At 35.9% G+C, this 18,967-nt stretch carries 21 protein-coding genes; 13 read left to right on the forward strand and 8 right to left on the reverse strand.

Translation table 11 applies throughout. The features are described from left to right. Positions 1 to 113: 113 nt before the first annotated feature. From YQ22_RS08585 to YQ22_RS08620, 8 genes are all read left to right on the forward strand, one after another. Positions 114 to 485, forward strand: coding sequence for a hypothetical protein (locus YQ22_RS08585; RefSeq protein WP_156894548.1), 372 nt, complete (start codon positions 114 to 116; stop codon positions 483 to 485). Between the two features lie 51 nt (positions 486 to 536). Next, positions 537 to 1,997 carry a lipopolysaccharide biosynthesis protein gene (locus tag YQ22_RS08590; RefSeq protein ID WP_071340857.1) on the forward strand — a complete coding sequence of 487 codons (1,461 nt, stop codon included), beginning with the start codon at positions 537 to 539 and terminating at the stop codon, positions 1,995 to 1,997. Further along, the gene (gene dut, locus YQ22_RS08595) at positions 1,994 to 2,428 is read left to right on the forward strand and encodes a dUTP diphosphatase (RefSeq protein WP_071340858.1); all 435 of its coding nucleotides are present in this window, start codon (positions 1,994 to 1,996) and stop codon (positions 2,426 to 2,428) included. The genes YQ22_RS08590 and dut overlap by 4 nt, the downstream gene beginning before the upstream one ends. A 16-nt stretch (positions 2,429 to 2,444) precedes the next feature. Continuing rightward, the gene (locus YQ22_RS08600) at positions 2,445 to 3,380 is read left to right on the forward strand and encodes a tetratricopeptide repeat protein (RefSeq protein ID WP_071340859.1); all 936 of its coding nucleotides are present in this window, start codon (positions 2,445 to 2,447) and stop codon (positions 3,378 to 3,380) included. Between the two features lie 34 nt (positions 3,381 to 3,414). After that, positions 3,415 to 4,173, forward strand: coding sequence for a DUF4292 domain-containing protein (locus YQ22_RS08605; RefSeq protein ID WP_232231377.1), 759 nt, complete (start codon positions 3,415 to 3,417; stop codon positions 4,171 to 4,173). 4 nt (positions 4,174 to 4,177) lie between these two features. Next, entirely contained in the window at positions 4,178 to 5,401 is a 1,224-nt protein-coding gene (locus YQ22_RS08610) for a murein hydrolase activator EnvC family protein (RefSeq protein ID WP_058104514.1), read from the forward strand. 11 nt (positions 5,402 to 5,412) lie between these two features. Further along, the gene (locus YQ22_RS08615) at positions 5,413 to 6,258 is read left to right on the forward strand and encodes an aldo/keto reductase (RefSeq protein WP_156894549.1); all 846 of its coding nucleotides are present in this window, start codon (positions 5,413 to 5,415) and stop codon (positions 6,256 to 6,258) included. A gap of 147 nt (positions 6,259 to 6,405) precedes the next feature. Then, a complete protein-coding gene (locus YQ22_RS08620) occupies positions 6,406 to 6,726 on the forward strand; it encodes a hypothetical protein (protein WP_071340861.1) in 321 nt (106 codons plus the stop codon). A 5-nt stretch (positions 6,727 to 6,731) separates the two neighbouring features. Here YQ22_RS08620 and YQ22_RS08625 read toward each other — a convergent pair whose 3' ends face one another. Both YQ22_RS08625 and YQ22_RS08630 read right to left on the reverse strand, forming a co-directional pair. Beyond that, positions 6,732 to 7,244 (reverse strand): acyl-CoA thioesterase, encoded by a 513-nt coding sequence (locus tag YQ22_RS08625; protein ID WP_071340862.1) that lies wholly within the window; start codon positions 7,242 to 7,244, stop codon positions 6,732 to 6,734. 60 nt (positions 7,245 to 7,304) lie between these two features. Continuing rightward, the gene (locus tag YQ22_RS08630) at positions 7,305 to 8,276 is read right to left on the reverse strand and encodes an SPOR domain-containing protein (protein ID WP_071340863.1); all 972 of its coding nucleotides are present in this window, start codon (positions 8,274 to 8,276) and stop codon (positions 7,305 to 7,307) included. Between the two features lie 92 nt (positions 8,277 to 8,368). On the opposite strand from YQ22_RS08630, the gene dprA reads away from it, so the two are divergent. Continuing rightward, positions 8,369 to 9,487: a DNA-processing protein DprA gene (dprA, locus tag YQ22_RS08635; RefSeq protein WP_071340864.1), complete on the forward strand. Its 1,119-nt coding sequence runs from the start codon at positions 8,369 to 8,371 to the stop codon at positions 9,485 to 9,487. Between the two features lie 181 nt (positions 9,488 to 9,668). On the opposite strand, the gene trpS is transcribed toward dprA, so the two are convergent. Further along, positions 9,669 to 10,637 (reverse strand): tryptophan--tRNA ligase, encoded by a 969-nt coding sequence (trpS, locus tag YQ22_RS08640; protein ID WP_071340865.1) that lies wholly within the window; start codon positions 10,635 to 10,637, stop codon positions 9,669 to 9,671. A 69-nt stretch (positions 10,638 to 10,706) separates the two neighbouring features. Here trpS and YQ22_RS08645 point away from each other — a divergent pair, with 69 nt between their 5' ends. Then, on the forward strand, positions 10,707 to 11,447 hold the full coding sequence (locus YQ22_RS08645) for a lysophospholipid acyltransferase family protein (protein ID WP_071340866.1): 741 nt from the start codon (positions 10,707 to 10,709) through the stop codon (positions 11,445 to 11,447). Here the strand turns inward: YQ22_RS08645 and YQ22_RS08650 are convergent. From YQ22_RS08650 to recA, 5 genes are all read right to left on the reverse strand, one after another. Further along, positions 11,444 to 11,998, reverse strand: a complete 555-nt coding sequence (locus YQ22_RS08650) for a hypothetical protein (protein ID WP_071340867.1) — start codon at positions 11,996 to 11,998, stop codon at positions 11,444 to 11,446. The two genes, YQ22_RS08645 and YQ22_RS08650, sit on opposite strands and share 4 nt — an antisense overlap. 8 nt (positions 11,999 to 12,006) lie before the next feature. Then, positions 12,007 to 13,521 (reverse strand): outer membrane beta-barrel protein, encoded by a 1,515-nt coding sequence (locus YQ22_RS08655; RefSeq protein WP_071340868.1) that lies wholly within the window; start codon positions 13,519 to 13,521, stop codon positions 12,007 to 12,009. A gap of 32 nt (positions 13,522 to 13,553) precedes the next feature. Continuing rightward, positions 13,554 to 14,120 (reverse strand): RNA polymerase sigma factor, encoded by a 567-nt coding sequence (locus YQ22_RS08660; protein WP_071340869.1) that lies wholly within the window; start codon positions 14,118 to 14,120, stop codon positions 13,554 to 13,556. 16 nt (positions 14,121 to 14,136) lie between these two features. Next, positions 14,137 to 14,562 (reverse strand): hypothetical protein, encoded by a 426-nt coding sequence (locus tag YQ22_RS08665; protein WP_071340870.1) that lies wholly within the window; start codon positions 14,560 to 14,562, stop codon positions 14,137 to 14,139. 79 nt (positions 14,563 to 14,641) lie between these two features. Beyond that, positions 14,642 to 15,649 (reverse strand): recombinase RecA, encoded by a 1,008-nt coding sequence (gene recA / locus YQ22_RS08670; protein WP_058105109.1) that lies wholly within the window; start codon positions 15,647 to 15,649, stop codon positions 14,642 to 14,644. Positions 15,650 to 16,019: 370 nt separating this feature from the next. Between recA and trhO the strand changes: the two genes are divergently transcribed. The 3 genes from trhO to YQ22_RS08685 all read left to right on the forward strand — a co-directional run bounded on the left by trhO (position 16,020) and on the right by YQ22_RS08685 (position 18,964). After that, positions 16,020 to 17,051, forward strand: a complete 1,032-nt coding sequence (trhO, locus tag YQ22_RS08675) for an oxygen-dependent tRNA uridine(34) hydroxylase TrhO (protein WP_071340871.1) — start codon at positions 16,020 to 16,022, stop codon at positions 17,049 to 17,051. A 241-nt stretch (positions 17,052 to 17,292) separates the two neighbouring features. Beyond that, positions 17,293 to 18,486, forward strand: coding sequence for a PSP1 domain-containing protein (locus tag YQ22_RS08680; protein WP_071340872.1), 1,194 nt, complete (start codon positions 17,293 to 17,295; stop codon positions 18,484 to 18,486). Continuing rightward, complete coding sequence (locus tag YQ22_RS08685) at positions 18,479 to 18,964, forward strand: gliding motility lipoprotein GldH (RefSeq protein WP_071340873.1); 486 nt, start codon at positions 18,479 to 18,481, stop codon at positions 18,962 to 18,964. The genes YQ22_RS08680 and YQ22_RS08685 overlap by 8 nt, the downstream gene beginning before the upstream one ends. Positions 18,965 to 18,967: the final 3 nt, after the last annotated feature.

Here is an 18,967-nt window from a genome sequence, read left to right on the forward strand (position 1 = left end):
TAAACCCATATTACTTATTATCTTTATAAGTATAATATGGTCTAATGAAATATCTTAATACTTATTTTTTACTTTTTTGTCTTTGTTTAACTAGTTGTACTTCTCAGAAAAAGTTGCAAGCAGAACCTTCATTTGATATAGGTAAAGCGTCTTGTCAGGAATATGTAAGTGGTCGTGAAGAAAGCGGTTCTGGTACAGAATTGAGAATTCCGGTTACGTTGATTGAGAATTCCGATATTCAAATGAATCATGTTTATTTTAGGGGGAAACAGGTAGATGCCATCGTCAATACTGTGAATGGCGAAAATGTGATCGTTGTCAGAATACCTAATACTGCTTCAAAGTCTCCTGAAGCTATAGATTTAAACCTAGGTAAAGATGAGGCCGTTGTGAGTTACAGCGAAAATGGAAAGTTGAAATATGCAAAGGTATCAGACATAAAACAAAAACAACCCCTAATTTATAAAGGCGCACCCAAAAACTAACTTTGTAACTAGGCTTTTAATAGGTACTTTTATCGCCTTAATGTACAGTGCTTGAATCCACTCAAAAAACTTTTTAAACAAACTGCGATCTATGGCTTGGCAACTGTCTTGCCAAGGATGATTTCATTTTTACTTGTACCTATTTATACCGATGTAATGGCACCGGGCAAATTTGGTGAGGTTACTTTGATATTTTCTTGGTTTGCAATTTTCAATGTTTTTTTGGCATACGGTATGGAAACGGCGTTTTTTCGTTTTTACAAGGAGTCAGAAAATAGAAAAAAGGTAGTTAGCACGTCGTTATTATCCATAATGGGCTCAACCGCTTTATTGGTTTTAGTGGGCATATTATTTAAGACGCCATTGTCCACTGCGTTGAATATTGACTTGCCTTTTATGAATTATGTGTTAGGGATATTGGCATTAGATGCTTTAGCTATTATTCCTTTTGCTTGGTTAAGGGCTAATGAAAAGCCAATGCGATACGCCATTGTTAAAATATTAAACGTATCTCTTAACCTAGGGCTCACCTTATTTTTCTTGATCTTTTTACCTAAGATAGCTACAGGCTCATCAACAGGTTTTTTCAACTCGTTATATAAACCAGATTATGAGATACCTTATATTTTAATTGCTAATTTAATTGCTAGTGGTGTTACATTATTATTGATGATCAGGGTTTACATCCGTAAGCCATATGTTTTCGATAAAGATCTCTGGAAAAGGATGGTCCGCTATGCTATGCCGGTTATGGTTGCCGGTATTGCTTTTACCATTAATGAGGTTTTTGATCGTTATCTGTTATCAGAGTTATTGCCAATAGATATTGCCAAAAGTGAAATGGGAAAATATTCAGCATGCTATAAACTTGCGCTGTTCATGACACTTTTTGCGACTGCTTTTAGAATGGGAATTGAACCTTTTTTCTTTAGTCATTCAGATACCAAAAACCCCCAGAAAGCTTATGCTCAGATTACAAATTATTTTGTGGTTTTGGGCAGTATTATTTTATTGTCGGTTGTGGTTTTTTCTGATGTTCTAAAGCGTTTTCTTGTTCTAAATGAATCATATTGGGATGCCATGCCTATAGTTCCATTAATTGTTTTGGCAAGTTTCTTCTTAGGAATTTACCATAACCTGTCCGTTTGGTATAAAGTTACGGATCGCACCAAATTTGGCGCTTATATTTCAATGATAGGTGCCGTACTGACTATAATTATCAATTTGATTTTTATTCCGTATTTCGGCTATATGGCATCAGCAGTGGCTACATTAATGGCATATGGTACTATGATGATGCTTTCATTTTATTTTGGACGTATGTATTATCCCATTCCATATAACTTTAGAAAAATTATCTTTTATTTAGGAATGTCCATCTTGTTTTCTACGCTTTCATTTTACATTTTTGATAGGAACCTATTTATTGGCATACCTTTGTTATTAGTATTCTTGGGCTTGGTATATAAGCTGGAATTTGAAAATCTTAAAAAATTATATCTAAACAGATGAACATAAAAATTATCAATAAGTCAGGTCACGATTTACCCAATTATGAGACCAATGCGTCTGCTGGTATGGACTTAAGAGCTAATCTTGCCGAAGCGGTTACACTACAACCTTTAGGAAGAGCTATTATACCAACTGGTCTTTTCATTGAATTGCCTGTAGGTATTGAAGCTCAGGTAAGGCCAAGAAGTGGTTTGGCGGCTAAAAAGGGAATAACCGTACTTAATGCACCTGGCACAATTGATGCTGACTATAGAGGAGAAGTAGGTGTTATTTTAGTAAACCTGTCCAATGAAGATTTTGTAATTGAAAACGGCGAACGTATTGCTCAAATGGTCATTGCAAAACACGAACGTGCTGAATGGAACCAAGTAGAAATTTTGTCTGAAACTGCTAGGGGAGAAGGCGGTTTTGGGAGTACAGGTGTAAAATAGAAATCTGATAAATAGTATGGTAAAGGCGGTGTTTTTGGGTTTTGTGATCGGGGTTTTATGTACCCCCTTAACCATTTGTGCACAAGAAACGCCTGAATTGGATATTGAACAAAGTTCAGAAGTTTTCCTTGAAGAGTATTCTGATACTTTTCAAGAAAATTTTTTCGAAGGCTTAAAGCAGAAAGGCATTAGAAATTATGACCGTGCAATTACGTATTTCTTGGAATGTAAGCGTTTACAACCTCAAAATACCGTTGTTTCTTTTGAGTTGGCCAAATTTCATTTGTACGAGAAGCAATACATCAATGCACAAGAGTATGCGGTAGAGGCATTGACCGGAGAACCAGAAAATTATTGGTATGCAGAAACACTTGTAGATGTTATTAACGCCAAAAAATCCGTAATAGGCGATGTTAGAGAAGAATTACCATGGAACAATGTTCAGATGAGGGTAAATTTAGCGGAGATCTATTATTTGAACGAAGATTATGTTACCGCACAAACGCTGTTAAAAGGTGTAAACATCTCTAAAAAGCAAGAGTATTTGGCAAAAAAGATTACGGATTCTATTGCTAACCAGAAAAGGACTTTTGTACATTCGGTTAGAGCCGTAAATACTGCACCTAATAAAGATTTAAACAGTATAGAAGGTTTTAAATCTAGAATAGAGGCAATGCTCAAAACAGATACGGGGAATGATATGTTGTTAAAAACTACGGAAGAAGCAATGGAGAGTTTTCCGTCGCAACCCTATTTTTATTATGCCAACGGAGCTGCTTTGAACAGCTTACAAAAGCATAAAGATGCTATTGAAATATTAGAGGGTGCGTTAGATTATTTAATAGATGATATTCCTTTGGAAAATGCCATTTATAAAGAATTGGTCAAAGCCTATAACGCAACCAATAATACGTCTAAAGCAAATATGTACCTTAGTAAAATTAAATCTTGATGTAAAGATGATGAAGTTTTTAAAAATAATAAAAATGAAATATGCCTTACCTATGGTCATGGTAATTTTCATGGCATCTTGTAAAAGTACAAAGGTGATTTCTGGTGGTACGGTAGATGCTAAGCTATCATCCAAATCAGTTATAAAGGCACATTATCAAAATGAAGCTGGATTTAAAACATTGGCAGGTAGGGTGAAAATTAGTTATTCTGATGGTGAAACTTCACAGAACGTTTCAGTGAGCCTACGTATGGAAAAGGACAAGGCAATATGGATGAGTGCTCCTCTTGGCATTGTTAAGGCTTATATTACTCCAGATAGGGTGTCTTTTTATAATAAATTGGAAAATGAATATTTTGATGGCGATTTCTCGTATTTAAGTGATTTATTGGGTACAGAAGTTGACTTTTCCATTTTACAAAATTTGCTTACAGGGCAGGCAATTATAGATTTAAGACAAGGAAAATACGATATAGGCATCTCAAATGAGAGTTATCGTTTAACTCCTAAAGAGCAAGACGTTTTATACAAAACATTATTTCAGGTAGAGCCAAAGAACTTTAAGATGGCTTTACAGCAACTTTCGCAACCGCTGGAGAAAAGAGTTTTAGAGATTGCCTATAAAAATTATCAAAGTTTGGATAATGAAATTTTACCTAATGAAATTATGGTAAAAGCAATTAGTAAGGATAATGAAAATAATATAGACCTTGAATTTAAGAATTTGGAGTTGAACGGCACGGTCAATTTTCCTTATTCAATTCCTAAGGGTTTTAATGAAATAGAGCTTTAAACAGATGTTGTTCAGATTTAAACCTAGTGTTTTGTTACTATTATTGTTTACTTCGGTAAACCTAATAGCGCAGACTAGCGAACAAAAAGCTTTAGAGGAAAAACGCGAACAACTTCAATCTGAAATACGCGATATCAATAGATTGTTATTTGCTGAGAAAAAGGAGAAAGGCAATGTTCTGGATCAGATGGAAGCCTTGGATAAAAAAATTACGGTGCGCCAACAATTAATTCGGGTTACCAATCAACAATCTAATTTGTTGAACAGGCAAATTAATACCAACATCAGAAATATTGGCAAATTAAAAACCGAACTACAAGAGGTAAAGGATGAATACGCTAAGATGATACAAAAGTCTTATCAGAATAAATCCAAACAAAATAGATTAATGTTCCTGCTATCTTCAGAAAGCTTCTTTCAAGCCTTTAAAAGGCTTCAATATATGAAGCAGTATACAGATTACAGAAAAGAACAGGGAGCTGAAATATTGGCTAAAACTGACGAGCTTTCACGGTTGAATGCCGACCTTAACGAGGAACGAAAAGTAAAAGAGGTATTATTGGCCCAAAACAAAAAAGCAAAGAATCAATTATTTGCCGAAATTCAATCTCAAAAAGCACTTCTAGGAACTATTCGTAAAAATGAAAGCAAGTATGCAAGTGCAATCGAAGCTAAAAAGAAAGAGGCAAGAAAGATCGATCAACAAATAGAAAAATTGATACGAAGTGCTATTGCTGCTTCTAACAAAAAATCTGGCAGCACTTCCAAGAATACCAGCAAATTTGTTCTTACCCCCGAAGCTTCTAGAATAGCCAGCAGTTTTTCAGCGAATAAGGGAAAGCTGATCTGGCCAGTTGAAAAGGGAATTAAGAGTCAGGGGTTTGGAGTGTATGCGGACCCGGTTTACCCAGGGATCAAGCACCAAAGTAATGGTGTAATCATTGCCACGGATGAAGGAGCCAAAGCCAGGGCTATTTTTGAAGGCGAGGTCATTGCTATTTTAGCAGTACCCGGTGGTAACAAAGGTGTTCAAATTAAGCATGGTAACTTTATAAGTACGTATTACAATCTATCTGAACTTTATGTGAAGAAAGGTGATAAGGTATCAAGTAAGGAAGAGTTGGGTATTGTATATACCAATAGGAACAATGGCCAGACCAGGTTAAAATTTTATTTATATCAAGATACGTCTCGTTTAAACCCAGAAGAATGGGTGTACCGTCTTTAAACTGTATTCAAATGGAAAAACACATCAATATTACCGATCTTACAGGGAGTTTTACATTACATAACGGAGTACAAATGCCGTATATAGGCTTGGGTACTTATCAGTCAGATAATGATCAAGAAGTGGTTAATGCCGTTAAAAGTGCACTTGAAATTGGTTATAGGCACATAGACACTGCTGCAATCTATAAAAACGAAGAAGGTGTTGGTAAGGGTATTGGTGAAAGTGGTATAGATAGGAAAGAAATATTTTTGGTTTCTAAAGTTTGGAATGAAGATCAAGGCTATGATGATACGCTAAGAGCATTTGATGCGAGTTTAAAACGTTTGGGTGTAGACTATCTAGATCTTTACCTTATTCATTGGCCGGTTAGTGGTAAGTATAAAGAAACTTGGCGAGCTTTAGAGTATTTGTATGCTCAAAAGAAAATAAAGGCCATTGGGGTGAGTAACTTTCTTAAACATCATTTAGAAGATATTTTGCAAGATTGTAAGGTGGTTCCTATGGTTAACCAAATGGAGTTTCATCCACATTTGGTACAACAAGATCTTATTGATTTTTGTGCGGCTAAAGGAATTCAATATGAATCTTGGTCTCCCTTTATGCAGGGTAAGGTTTTTGAGTTGGATATTTATGCAGATTTGGCGAAAAAGTACAATAAGAGCGTAGCGCAGATTATTCTACGTTATAATCTTCAAAAAGGTATTGTCGCTATTCCAAAATCTGTTCATGCAAAACGTATAGCGGCTAATGCGGAAATTTTTGACTTTGAACTATCATCTGAAGACATTTCCTTTTTAGATGGGTTGGAAACTGGTGAACGTATTGGTCCTGATCCCGATAACTTCAATTTTTGATACCCTATTTTGTGATAATGATTTTTATGTTATTTGAATAGTATCATTTCTTTAAAAATTAGTTATTATACTGATTTACATGTAGTTATGTTTAGGTAGTTTCATTTTTTTTGCGAAATTTGGTTAACTGATTAAAAGGAGACTATCATGGATAATACCTTTACATTACATTCGACAACTACCGATAAAAATTATAATAAAAGAAGTACAAAGTTAAAAGCGGAAACCTATGAGGGTTTTAGATCATATATTCCTATGATGGTCTATGCCGTATTTCTGGTGGTAAGTTTAATGATTGCCCTATTTGGTTCATTGCTGTTCTCCAGTATTTTCTTTATAGTAGGCAGTATAGTCCTAGCAGCACTTTATGTTTGGGTCAATACAAAAGGTGCGGACATGGAAGTTTCTTTTCAAATTGATGTTGATCAGTCTGAATTGGAAAGGGAGTTATACGAACAAGTGGCTTAAACTAATTATTTGGTAAATAGAGCCTTTAATTCTGTGGCATTGTCCGGTTTCATTTTACCTGCTAAAACCAAACTTAACTGTTTCCTGCGTAGGGCACCCTCAAAACGAGTGATCTCTAAGGGTGTTTCAGGAACCAACTCTGGTATCTCGGTGGGTTTACCGGTTTCATCTACGGCAACAAAGGTGTAAATTGCTTCATTTGCCTTAGTTCGTTTTCCGTTATAGCGGTCTTCTATCCAAACATCTATATACACCTCCATGGAAGTATTGTAGGCTCTAGAAACGGCTGCTTCAACAGTAACTACACTTCCTAATGGAATGGCCAAATTAAAGGCTACGTGGTTTACAGATGCGGTAACCGTTATTCTACGGCTATGTCTTCCCGCGGCTATACTAGCGGCACGATCCATACGGGCCAATAATTCACCTCCAAATAAATTTTGTAGGGCATTGGTCTCACTTGGGAGTACCATATCTGTCATTGTAGTACGAGATGCTGAAGGCGATTTTGCTTCCATTAAATAGAAATTTTCCGCAAAGATACGGGCATCAATGATACTTATAAAATGTGTGCAGGTTTATTTTTCAGATAACAACCAAGCGTCTTTGGACTGTGTAAGCTTAATTTCACGCAGTGCTTTTAAAGCATCGTTTGCATTTGTAAAGCTATCGAAGGTAACCATGTGCAATCCATAAGCATTAGTGCCATAATAGCCAGCATTAAAGCCAAGTGACTTTAGCAGTTCTATTTTTCTGTCCGCATTTCCTTTAACTCTAAAGGCACCAGCAACAATATAATGCATTTCTTCACCTTCGTTAACTGTTGGTTGTGTAGTTGAAGTAGAAGAGGCATCAATGGTTACCGTTGGTAATTCTAATGGTGAAAGATCAAAAAATGTAGCTTCCTGTATTTGCTTGTTAACATACTCTTGGGCATCTTGTCTTGCAACTTGCTCATTGGTACGTTGCTGCTGGTATGCTCTGTAGCCTGTAATTCCTGTTGAAAAGGCCAACATTAAAATAGCAGCATATTTCAAGTATGGTCTAAAACGACCGCTTTCTCTACGCTCAGGACTAATAACGAACGGTATTTTTTCTTCAATTTCTACGATTTCCTCTTTTAGTTCTTCCCTTAACACAGGAATTGAATTAAAATTGGAAAGTCCGAAAGAGGACGTTAAATAGTTGGTCTCATTTGCAGGCTGAAACAATATTTTGTCTTCGTTGTTCCTAGTAAGAGATCCAATATTCTTTAAGTGCAATGACGTTTCTTGTATCAAGACCTCTTGCCAAATTTTCACTTGGTTTTCTATTTCTACCAATGCAGTTTCATAAGAAACTTTCTCGGCATTGGATACATAAGAAACCAAAAGCCCGTCATTTGAAACCAGTTGTCTATTAAAAACAATGGATTTATTGGGTGCGCTGAACGTATTGGTAACTACGTTTAATTTCGCAGAATTTTTTTGGGTAAGGAACGCTCCAAACCCTGGGACAACAACACAGTTGTACCTATAAAGTAAATCGCTTATATAGTGTTCTAAAACCATAGTTGCGCAAATATGGAAAAAATAAAGAGGTATAAAAACCTCTTACGTAACTTTTTATTAACATATTTTTTCACCTAATTTGTGAACAAGAAATGAAAACTACACAACATACTGCCGATGAACTTGTTGCAATACTTCGTTTGCAACATGTCCCCAATATTGGAGATGTCCTCGCAAAAAAATTAATTTCACATTGCGGGAGTCCAACAGCAATTTTTGAAGACAGAAAGCAAAATTTATTAAAAATTGATGGTATAGGTACCCATACAATTAAACATCTTTTTGATTTTGAGCATTTGGAAGCTGCTGAGGCAGAATTCAATTATATTACTAAAAATGATATTGAATGCACCTATTTTTTAGATGATCATTATCCTAAATATTTAAAGCATTGCATTGATGGGCCTATATTATTATTCAAGAAAGGAAATATTGACCTAGCCCAACGAAAAATTATTAGCGTAGTAGGTACCCGTAAAATAACGAGTTATGGAACGGCTTTTTGTGAGCAGTTTATAGAAGATGTGGCACCACTTGATCCTGTAATCATAAGCGGTTTTGCGTACGGAGTGGATATTTGTATTCAAAGGGAAGCCATAAAACATGGGCTACAGACTGTAGGATGCCTAGCACATGGTTTAAATCAAATCTACCCTAAAGTTCATGCAAAATATCAAGCTGAAGTGCTTAAAAATGGCGGATTCTACACTGAATTTTGGAGTACAAGTAATCCCGAACGAGAAAATTTTTTAAAAAGAAACCGTGTAATCGCTGGTATAAGTGAGGCTACAGTGGTTGTAGAATCTGCTGAAAAAGGTGGGAGCTTAGTTACCGCTGATATTGCCAATAGTTATAATAGGGATGTATTTGCCGTTCCTGGAAGAACTACGGACAAGTACAGTTTAGGTTGTAATAATTTAATAAAGCAGCAAAAGGCACATGTAATGACCGCAGCGGCAGATTTGATTTATCTGTTAGATTGGGATATAGGAAAAAAGGAAACCAAGCCTATTCAAAAACAATTGTTCATTGAGCTTGATGAAATTGAGCAAGGCATCTACACATATTTACAGAATAATGGCAAGCAGTTATTGGATAGTATTGCCTTAGATTGTAAACTGCCAATTTTTAGAACGTCATCTACCTTATTGACTATGGAAATGAAAGGGGTAATACGACCATTGCCAGGGAAATTGTTCGAGGCTATATGAAGTTATAGCAAACTACTGGGTCTGTTTTTCTAGGTTTGTTGCGTATTTTCTTTAGGTTCTTGTTCTTTATCGTGAAATGACTTTATGATGACGATGATTTTAAGACATGGGATAAGTATATTAAAGACAAAAACCGACCATTTGGTCGGTTTTTGTCTTTTGTAGTTTTTTAAACTACTCGTTAATATCCTAACTTTTCACGAACCCTTTCTAGTACTCCGTCTGCAACTTTTCTGGCTTTTTCAGCTCCTAATGCCAATGCGTCATCAATCTCATTAAGGTTGTTCATGTAGTATTCAAACTTCTCACGTGGTTCTTCAAACTTATTTACAATCACTTCATAAAGTGCTTGTTTGGCGTGCCCATACCCATAATTTCCTGCTAAATAATTAGCACTCATTTCTTCAATTTGAGGCTGACTAGCTAAAAGTTTATATAGCGCGAATATGTTATCGTTAGCAGGATCTTTTGGTTCTTCCATGGGAGTGCTATCTGTTTGTATTCCCATAATCTGCTTGCGTAATTTCTTATCTGTCTGAAACAAGCTGATCAAGTTGCCCTTACTCTTACTCATTTTGGCACCATCTGTGCCAGGTATATACATGGTTTCTTCTTGTACTTTTCCTTCTGGTAATACAAAAGTTTCACCTAATTGTGCATGAAAACGAGATGCGACATCACGCGTCATTTCAATATGTTGCATTTGATCCTTGCCTACAGGTACTATGTTGGCGTCATATAATAGAATATCTGCCGCCATTAACATAGGGTAGGTAAAAAGTCCGGCATTTACATCGTCTAACCTATCTGCCTTATCTTTAAAGGAATGGGCAAGTGTTAAGCGTTGGTATGGAAAAAAGCAACTAAGGTACCAAGCTAATTCTGTGGTTTGCGGTACATCGCTCTGTCTGTAAAAAACGGTGTTTTCAATATCCAGACCAAATGCAAGCCATGTTGCTGCAACTGCATAAGTGTTATGGCGTAATTCTTCGCCATTTTTTATTTGTGTCAACGAATGCATATCTGCAATGAACAGAAAAGATTCGTTAGACGGATCATTGGCCATTTCTATTGCCGGTTTGATCGCTCCTAGAATATTTCCTAAATGTGGTGTTCCCGTACTTTGAATACCTGTTAAAATTCTTGCCATTTTCTTTAATTGTATCAAGCAAAGGTAAAACAATACAAAAAAACTATCCTAAATAACTACTTTTGATTTATGCTTAAAGTCGTTAGACAAATTGGTCAGACCTTATATCGAATTTGGTTTTATATTCTAGTAGCCATACCTATCATTATATTTTTCCCTGTATTGGTCGTTTTCGCCTCAAAAGAGACTTGGTATCCCCAGTTTTTTTGGATGGCAAGAAACCTATGGGCAAAACCGATACTGTACGGTATGTTTTGTTTTCCAAAAGTGACTTATGAGCAACGATTGATCAAGAAGAAGAGCTATATGTTGGTGGCCAACCACACCAGCATGTTAGATATAATGTTAATGCTTGTGGTTAGTAAAAATCCGTTTGTATTCGTTGGTAAAAAGGAGTTGGTGAAAATACCACTTTTCGGATTCTTCTATAAACGAGTTTGTATTATGGTAGATCGGGATAATACCCAAAGTAGGACAGGAGTGTACAGAAGAGCACAGAAAAGGCTTCAGCAAGGGTTAAGTATTTGTATTTTTCCAGAAGGCGGTGTTCCAGAAGAACATGTGTTGTTGGATAAATTTAAAGATGGGGCATTTAAAATGGCCATTGCCCATAAAATACCCATAGTGCCTATGACATTTTATGATAACAAAGAGCGTTTTTCCTTTACGTTTTTTAGTGGTGGCCCTGGTAAATGTAGGGCTAGAGTGCACAAGTTTGTAGAGACCCACTCATTGTGCCCAGAAGATACGGTAAAGTTAAAAACAAATATTAGGGAGACAATACTTGACGACTTAATAACAAACAGCTAGAATCTGTAACCTAAATTTATTCCACCTTTTCCAATAATTGTAAAGTCTCTTTCGTTTTTAAATAGATTACGACCTATACCTAGATCAATTTCCACGATAAAACCTCTTTTGGTTATTAGTTTAACGCCCGTACCGATACCTAAAGCAAAATCAACAACGTTGTCATCATACGTGGAATAGGAATAATAGGTGTTCGTTGATTCATCATGGTAGGAATCGTAGATGTAGTCATCAACGGAATTCAGCATACCGAATGCTTCCACAAAAAATCCGGTAGCGTACTTTTTGCCGAAATATTGGCGGTAGTAGGGAGAAAAGTAGTAATTCACGTCAATAGTTTCATCATCAAAGGCAAATAAAACATCTATACCCAAGGCAGACTCGTCATTCAGTAAATATTGATAATCTACTTCAATGGCGCCTAAAATTAAAAAGAGACCATTTATTTTTAACTCGTTTTGTTCTTCTGATGTTGTGTACCCATCAACTTGGTCTTGTGAATGTAAAAAAAGGCTAAAAAGACAAAAACAACTTAAAATGAATTTTTTCATATTTATTTTTAAAATTTGAAAGTTAGGCCACTATAAACGCCAACAGAATACGGTCTAAATGTTCCATTTACATCAGAAAATGTGTTGAGCTGGTATTTGAAAATGGGTTCAACATTAAAACGGACTTTTTGTGAAAAATTATAATTTAACCCTAGACCCATATTGGCACTAAAATTAAGGTCGTTAATATTGTTTGCCTCTCCAATTTCAGTAGTTAGATCTCCAGATGTTAACGATACGGCATTATCTATTAAGAAAAGTGAACTGACACCGCCAATAATGTTTACCCCGAATTTTTTATCCAATAGGGCATAATTCAATTCTACAGGAAGCTCTAAATAGCCAAACTGTTGAGACATAAACCCATCTCTTGTAGGGCTTTTTGCTGTAACATCTTGGGCTAAATTGGTAGTGGTATACTTTTCAGAAGTAACAATGTTACTTGCAATTGTCAATGTATTTGAGGTTTCGGCATAATTAATTGTGGATAATTGACCACCTTTAGAAGCTAAACTGGAAGAAGAGGAAAATGCTACATCTTCCGTGTCATAACCATAATCAACTTTATTGATCCCAGAACGAATAGTTAGTTTTTTAGTCACGGCATAAGCCACGGTTACACCGTAACTCATATTTATATTACCACTTTTGGTATTAGGAGTAAAAATAGAATTGACTGGAGAACCTTCACCAAGTGCATTAAAATATACTGGTGCAACATTTGGACCTGCGGACCATCTATTGGTCGCTACTTTTTCCTTTTTCAATTCTTCTTGGTGTTCTATTTCCTCAAAAATTGATTTTTTGTTGGGTTCAACTGTTTCAGTAGTTTCTTCAATAGGGGTGTTGGCAGTAACGGTATGTTCTTCTTTAAGACTATCCGTGTTTAGAGATTTAAAGGATTCTCTTTTGTTGATTGCCATGGCTTCGCTTGAATTCAAATCTTCGTTTAGCGGATTTTCCGTGTTGTTTTGATCAAAGCCTTCTTTAGAGATGTTTTCGGCAATTAAAGTTTCTTGTGATGAAGCATTGGTTTCTTGGTCAATAGTATTGTTTTTGGCAATATGGTCTGTGGTATGAGCCTTTTTATAGTTGATTTTTTTGGTTAAAACTGTAGATGTATTGGTTTGTTTTTCCGGGTTTAATGAGCTGTCTTCAGGATCATTTACAGATTCTTCATTAGTTATGCTTTGCTCAACAATGGCATTTGAATTGGTAGTTATGGAGTCGATAAAGACCTCATTTTTGATGTTCGGTTGAATGTCATCAATGGTTGTAGGGGCATTGTCAGTTTCCACCAAAATCTCATTGGTAGTTGGTTCTTCTGTAAGCGGATTAAAAATCAATAATCCGATCAATAAAGCTGCCGCTATTCCACTTAATGACCACCATATAGGTATCACCCTTCTCTTTTTTCTTTTGTCTAATGACGCATCAATCGCGCGCCAGACCTTATTGTCCGGTGCTTGTTTGAAGTCCGAGAGTTTATCTCGAAAAAGTTCGTCTATATTTTTTCTCTGCATCTAGTACTATTTCAGTCTATAATCATGTTAGATTATAAAAAGTGATTTGATATTATGATAAGGACACTAATAATGGACTGTGTTACCTTTGTTTCTATTTTTTCTTTTAATAATGCGCGCGCCCTTGCGAGATTGGATTTTGAAGTACCTACCGAAGTACCCAGTATTTCGCTGATCTCTTTATGGGTGTATCCATCCAAAACATATAAATTGAATGTAGCTCTGTATTTGTTGGGCAATTCTTGTATGTAGCCCAAGAGGGTTTGTAGACTTATATCGCTAAAGGCGTTATCTACGGTTACTTCTTCTTCTGTGTTATCCGTAACTACATTTAAATACTCTTCTTTTCTATATTTTTGAAGAGCGGTATTGACCGTAATTCTTTTCATCCATCCTTCAAAAGAACCTTTGTTTTTAAACTGACCTATTTTGTCATAAATGGTCATAAAGCTATCATGTAGGGTGTCTTCTGCTTGAGATTTGGATTTTGAATATTTTAAACATATGCCAAAGAGGGTAGTTGCGTAGGCTCTATACAATAGTTCCTGCGCTTTGCGGTCTCCTTTTTTGCAATTATGTATGAGTTCTTCTAGACTCACAAATGGTCGGTTGTTTTTAAGGTTTGTTTACTGGAACTACAATTTCCATATATTCTGCCTCTCCGTCACTATTATTTCCGGTATAAAATTTAAATGTATATGGTTTATCATAGATTACCTGAAAGTTAAAAGATGCAGTTTCCTGTATTAATTCTTCAGTGCAATCATCGAAATCTGTTCTTACGGTGCCTATGGCAACTACGCTTCTAACGGTCAAGGAATCCTTTACAACATCAAACCCTTCGTAATACGTACAGCTATCTGGTTTTAAATAATCTACAGATATTTTGTAGGTTTCGTTTAAATCAAACGATTCTGGTACTTCTGCTTCTACAATTTCCAGCGCTGTAAAATGGAAATTGGCGCCATCATCATCAATAGAACAACCATTGCATAGAAATGCCATGACAGTTGCCAGCAGCATTATCTTTTTTCTCATCATATAACAGTTTTGTTTATAAGATGAAAAGTAAGTGCAATGGTTGCGTTAAGTTACTTTTGCTAAAGTATTTTTATTGAATTTATGCATTTAAGGCTGCAATGGCTTCTCTGATCTTGCCATCTAATTCCTCAAATAATTCAGGATTATCCAATAATAGGTTTTTAACCGCATCACGACCTTGACCTAATTTTGTGTCGCCATAGCTAAACCAAGAACCACTCTTTTTTACTATTTCATATTCAACACCTAGGTCTATTACCTCGCCAACTTTAGAAATACCTTCGCCATACATAATATCAAATTCTGTAGTACGGAAAGGTGGTGCAACCTTGTTCTTTACAACTTTAACCCTTGTTTTGTTTCCTTGTACGTTACCATCGGTATCTTTTATTTGAGTAGATCTTCTAATATCTAAACGAACGGAAGCATAAAATTTAAGGGCGTTACCACCAGTAGTGGTTTCTGGGTTACCGAACATAACACCAATTTTTTCACGTAATTGGTTAATGAAAATTACAGTACAATTTGTTTTGCTGATAGAACCGGTAAGTTTTCTAAGCGCTTGTGACATTAAACGTGCATGAAGCCCCATTTTAGAGTCACCCATTTCACCTTCGATCTCACTTTTTGGGGTTAATGCCGCAACGGAATCCACAACAACAATATCAATAGCTCCAGAACGTATTAGATTGTCTGCAATTTCTAGTGCTTGCTCCCCATTATCTGGTTGAGAAATAATTAAATTGTCAATATCTACCCCTAATTTTTGAGCGTAAAAACGGTCAAAGGCATGTTCTGCATCAATAAATGCCGCAATACCTCCATTTTTTTGAGCCTCGGCAATGGCATGTAGGGTCAAGGTGGTTTTACCAGAAGATTCCGGTCCGTAAATTTCAATTACCCTACCTCTTGGGTAACCGCCTACACCTAAGGCAATATCTAAACCTAATGAGCCAGAAGGAATCACTTCAACATCTGCAACAACACTATCCCCCATTTTCATTACAGCGCCCTTTCCGTAGGTCTTATCCATTTTGTCAAGGGTCAACTTTAATGCTTTTAATTTTGCTTCTTTTTCAGAACTCATTTTCATAATTTTTTGGAAAGCTAAATTACCAATTCTTTTTTGAACTATATAATATTGAAACCGTTTACGCAACCAATTTATGTATTTGACATCTATTTAAAAATAGAAGTTGCTTTATTGGTTATAGATCGCTGTTTAGTGTTGGCGATTATTGGTGGCTATTTCCTTTTGTACTCTCTAAGAATGTTATGAAAAAGAAAAAATGGGATAGCCTTTAAAGAGCCTTGTTTATAAACAGGGCTCTTTTTAATTTATATAAGGTGTTAAACCTTAATTAAATAGGGGTTTCTTCAGAATTATCGTTATTTTTGCCCTTCAAAAATTTTCTATAACCTTCTGCCTATGGGCAGGCTTAAATTATTAGTATAGCATGCAACTGTACAATACGTTAAGTGCAATAGAAAGAGCGGCTTTAATTGAAGAAGCGGGTAAGGAGCGCCTTACAATCTCTTTCTATACCTATGCACACATTGGTAATACCACTATTTTTAGAAATCACCTTTTCATCCATTGGAATGAAATGGACGTTCTTGGGCGAATTTATGTGGCCCATGAAGGTATAAACGCCCAACTTTCTGTTCCTGCAGAAAACTTCAGTGTTTTTAAGGCACATTTAGACAGTATTTCATTTTTGGAGAATGTTAGATTGAACATTGCCATAGAACAAGACAACCTTTCTTTCTTGAAACTAAAAGTAAAAGTGCGCAAGAAAATTGTAGCCGATGGATTAGAGGATAATTCTTTTGATGTAACCAACAAGGGTATTCACGTGGGGGCAGAACAGTTCAATGAGCTTATTGAAGATCCAGATACTGTGCTAGTGGATATGCGTAACCATTATGAAAGTGAAATAGGTCATTTTAAAAACGCCATAACTCCAGATGTTGATACGTTTAGAGATTCGTTGGATATCATTGAAAAGGACTTGTCAGATCATAAGAAAGACAAGAAACTTGTAATGTACTGTACCGGTGGCATTAGATGTGAAAAAGCCAGTGCTTATTATAAACATAAAGGTTTTGAGCAGGTATATCAGTTAGAAGGGGGTATTATTGAATATACCAGACAAGTGGAACAAAAGAAACTTGAAAATAAGTTTAGAGGTAAGAACTTTGTTTTTGATCACAGAAGGGGAGAGCGTATTAGCGATGACATCATTGCCAATTGCCACCAATGCGGCGCACCTTGCGATGATCACGTGAACTGTGCCAATGAAGCTTGCCACTTATTATTTATTCAATGTAAGTCTTGTGCGGAAAAGATGAATAATTGTTGTTCAGATGCTTGCAAAGAAGTACATGAGTTACCGTATGAAGAGCAAAAGGCGCTAAGAAAAGGTAAGGTAGTCAGCAATAAGATATTCAAGAAAGGACGGTCTGAGGTGTTGAAGTTTAAAAAATAGAGCTTCGTTTGTATAGTAAACGTCAGAGCTAAGGCTGTTTTAGGTGTCTAAAGCTTGCTTTTTGAACACTCTTTTGTTGTGATAACCCTATGGGCGACTAATAATTATTGAAGCTTTTTAAAACGGTTAGAGAGAACTTAGCTTTTATTTCACATTAAAAAAACTGTATCTTTACCTATAAGTTTTTTATGAACCTTTTTTGGTGAATTTTAGAAAATTCGACCAAATCAATATATATAATATGGGTTGTAGTAGTTGTTCTACCGGTAAGGATGGACAACCAAAGGGATGCAAGAATAACGGTACTTGCGGTACAGATGGTTGCAATAAACTGACAGTTTTTGACTGGCTTTCAAATATGTCGCTCCCAAATGGGGAACGACCATTCGATTTTGTTGAGGTAAGATTTAAAAATAGTAGAAAAGAGTTTTTTAGGAATACTGAAAATCTCTCACTTTCCATTGGTGATATAGTTGCCACACAAGCACAGTCTGGTCATGATATTGGCATGGTTACCTTAACGGGTGAGCTTGTTCGTGTGCAAATGAAACGAAAAAAGGAATCCTTTAAAGAAGAGGCTCCTAAAATCTATAGAAAAGCCAGCCAAAAAGACATTGATATTTGGCAAAAATGTAGAGATCGAGAAGAAGAAATTAAGAAAAGAGCACGGGAAATAGCTATTATCTTAAAACTTCAAATGAAAATTTCCGATGTTGAGTTTCAAGGTGATGGCTCTAAAGCTACGTTCTATTATACGGCAGATGAGCGTGTAGATTTTCGTCAGTTGATAAAAGATATGGCTAAGGCCTTTGGCATTAGAATAGAAATGCGTCAAATAGGCTATAGGCAAGAAGCCCAGCGTCTTGGTGGTATAGGTTCTTGTGGTAGAGAATTATGTTGTTCTACTTGGTTGACCGATTTTAGATCGGTAAGTACTTCTGCGGCACGCTACCAACAATTATCATTGAATCCGCAAAAGTTGGCAGGTCAATGTGGTAAACTTAAGTGCTGTTTAAATTATGAGCTAGATGTGTATTTAGATGCGCTTAAAGACTTTCCTTCCCAAGATACAAAGTTGTTTACGGAGAAGGGTTTAGCTTTCTGTCAAAAAACGGATATTTTTAAAGAAATGCTTTGGTTCTCTTATAAAGAGGATCCGGGCAATTGGCACGTGCTTTCTAAAGATCAGGTCAATGAAATCCTTCAAAAAAATAAAAAGAAGGAAAAGGTAGCTAGCCTTGAAATGTACGCAATGGAAATTGTAGTAGAGGAAAAAGTAGTTTTTGAGAATGTTGTTGGTCAAGATAGTCTTACCCGTTTTGATAAGCCTAAAGGCGGAGGAAACAGGAACAAGAACAGAAACAAGAACAAGAATCGAAATCGTAATAAGAACAAGAATAGAAATCGTAATAGAAATCAAAAGAAGAATGCGTAGTATATTTTGTTGTTTTTTAGCACTTGTGCTCTTTGCTTCTTGTGACAGCAATATTATAAAATCTGAATACCGAACATTGGAAGATGGTGTTTGGAACAAGGATAATATTTTAGAGTTTTCTCTAAGTGAAATGGATACCGTTACGGAACATGATATCTTTATCAATGTAAGAAACGACAATACCTTTCCATATAGTAATTTATTTATTATTGCAGCTCTAACTACACCTGAAGGTGAGGTTACTAAAGACACACTTGAATATGCCATGTCTTTACCAGACGGTACATGGTTGGGCAAGGGTAACGGTAGTATAATGGAAAGTAAATTGTGGTATAAGGAAAACATCGTTTTTTCCTCTTCTGGCGTATATACTATTGAGGTATCCCAAGCAATGCGTAAAAACGGTAATGTTTCTGGTATTATTAACTTAGAAGGTATTACTGATGTAGGTATAGAAGTAACAAAAAGCACCCCTTAAAAA

The organism is Maribacter sp. 1_2014MBL_MicDiv, assembly GCF_001865655.1.
In the GTDB taxonomy this organism is placed as follows: Bacteria; Bacteroidota; Bacteroidia; order Flavobacteriales; family Flavobacteriaceae; genus Maribacter; species Maribacter dokdonensis.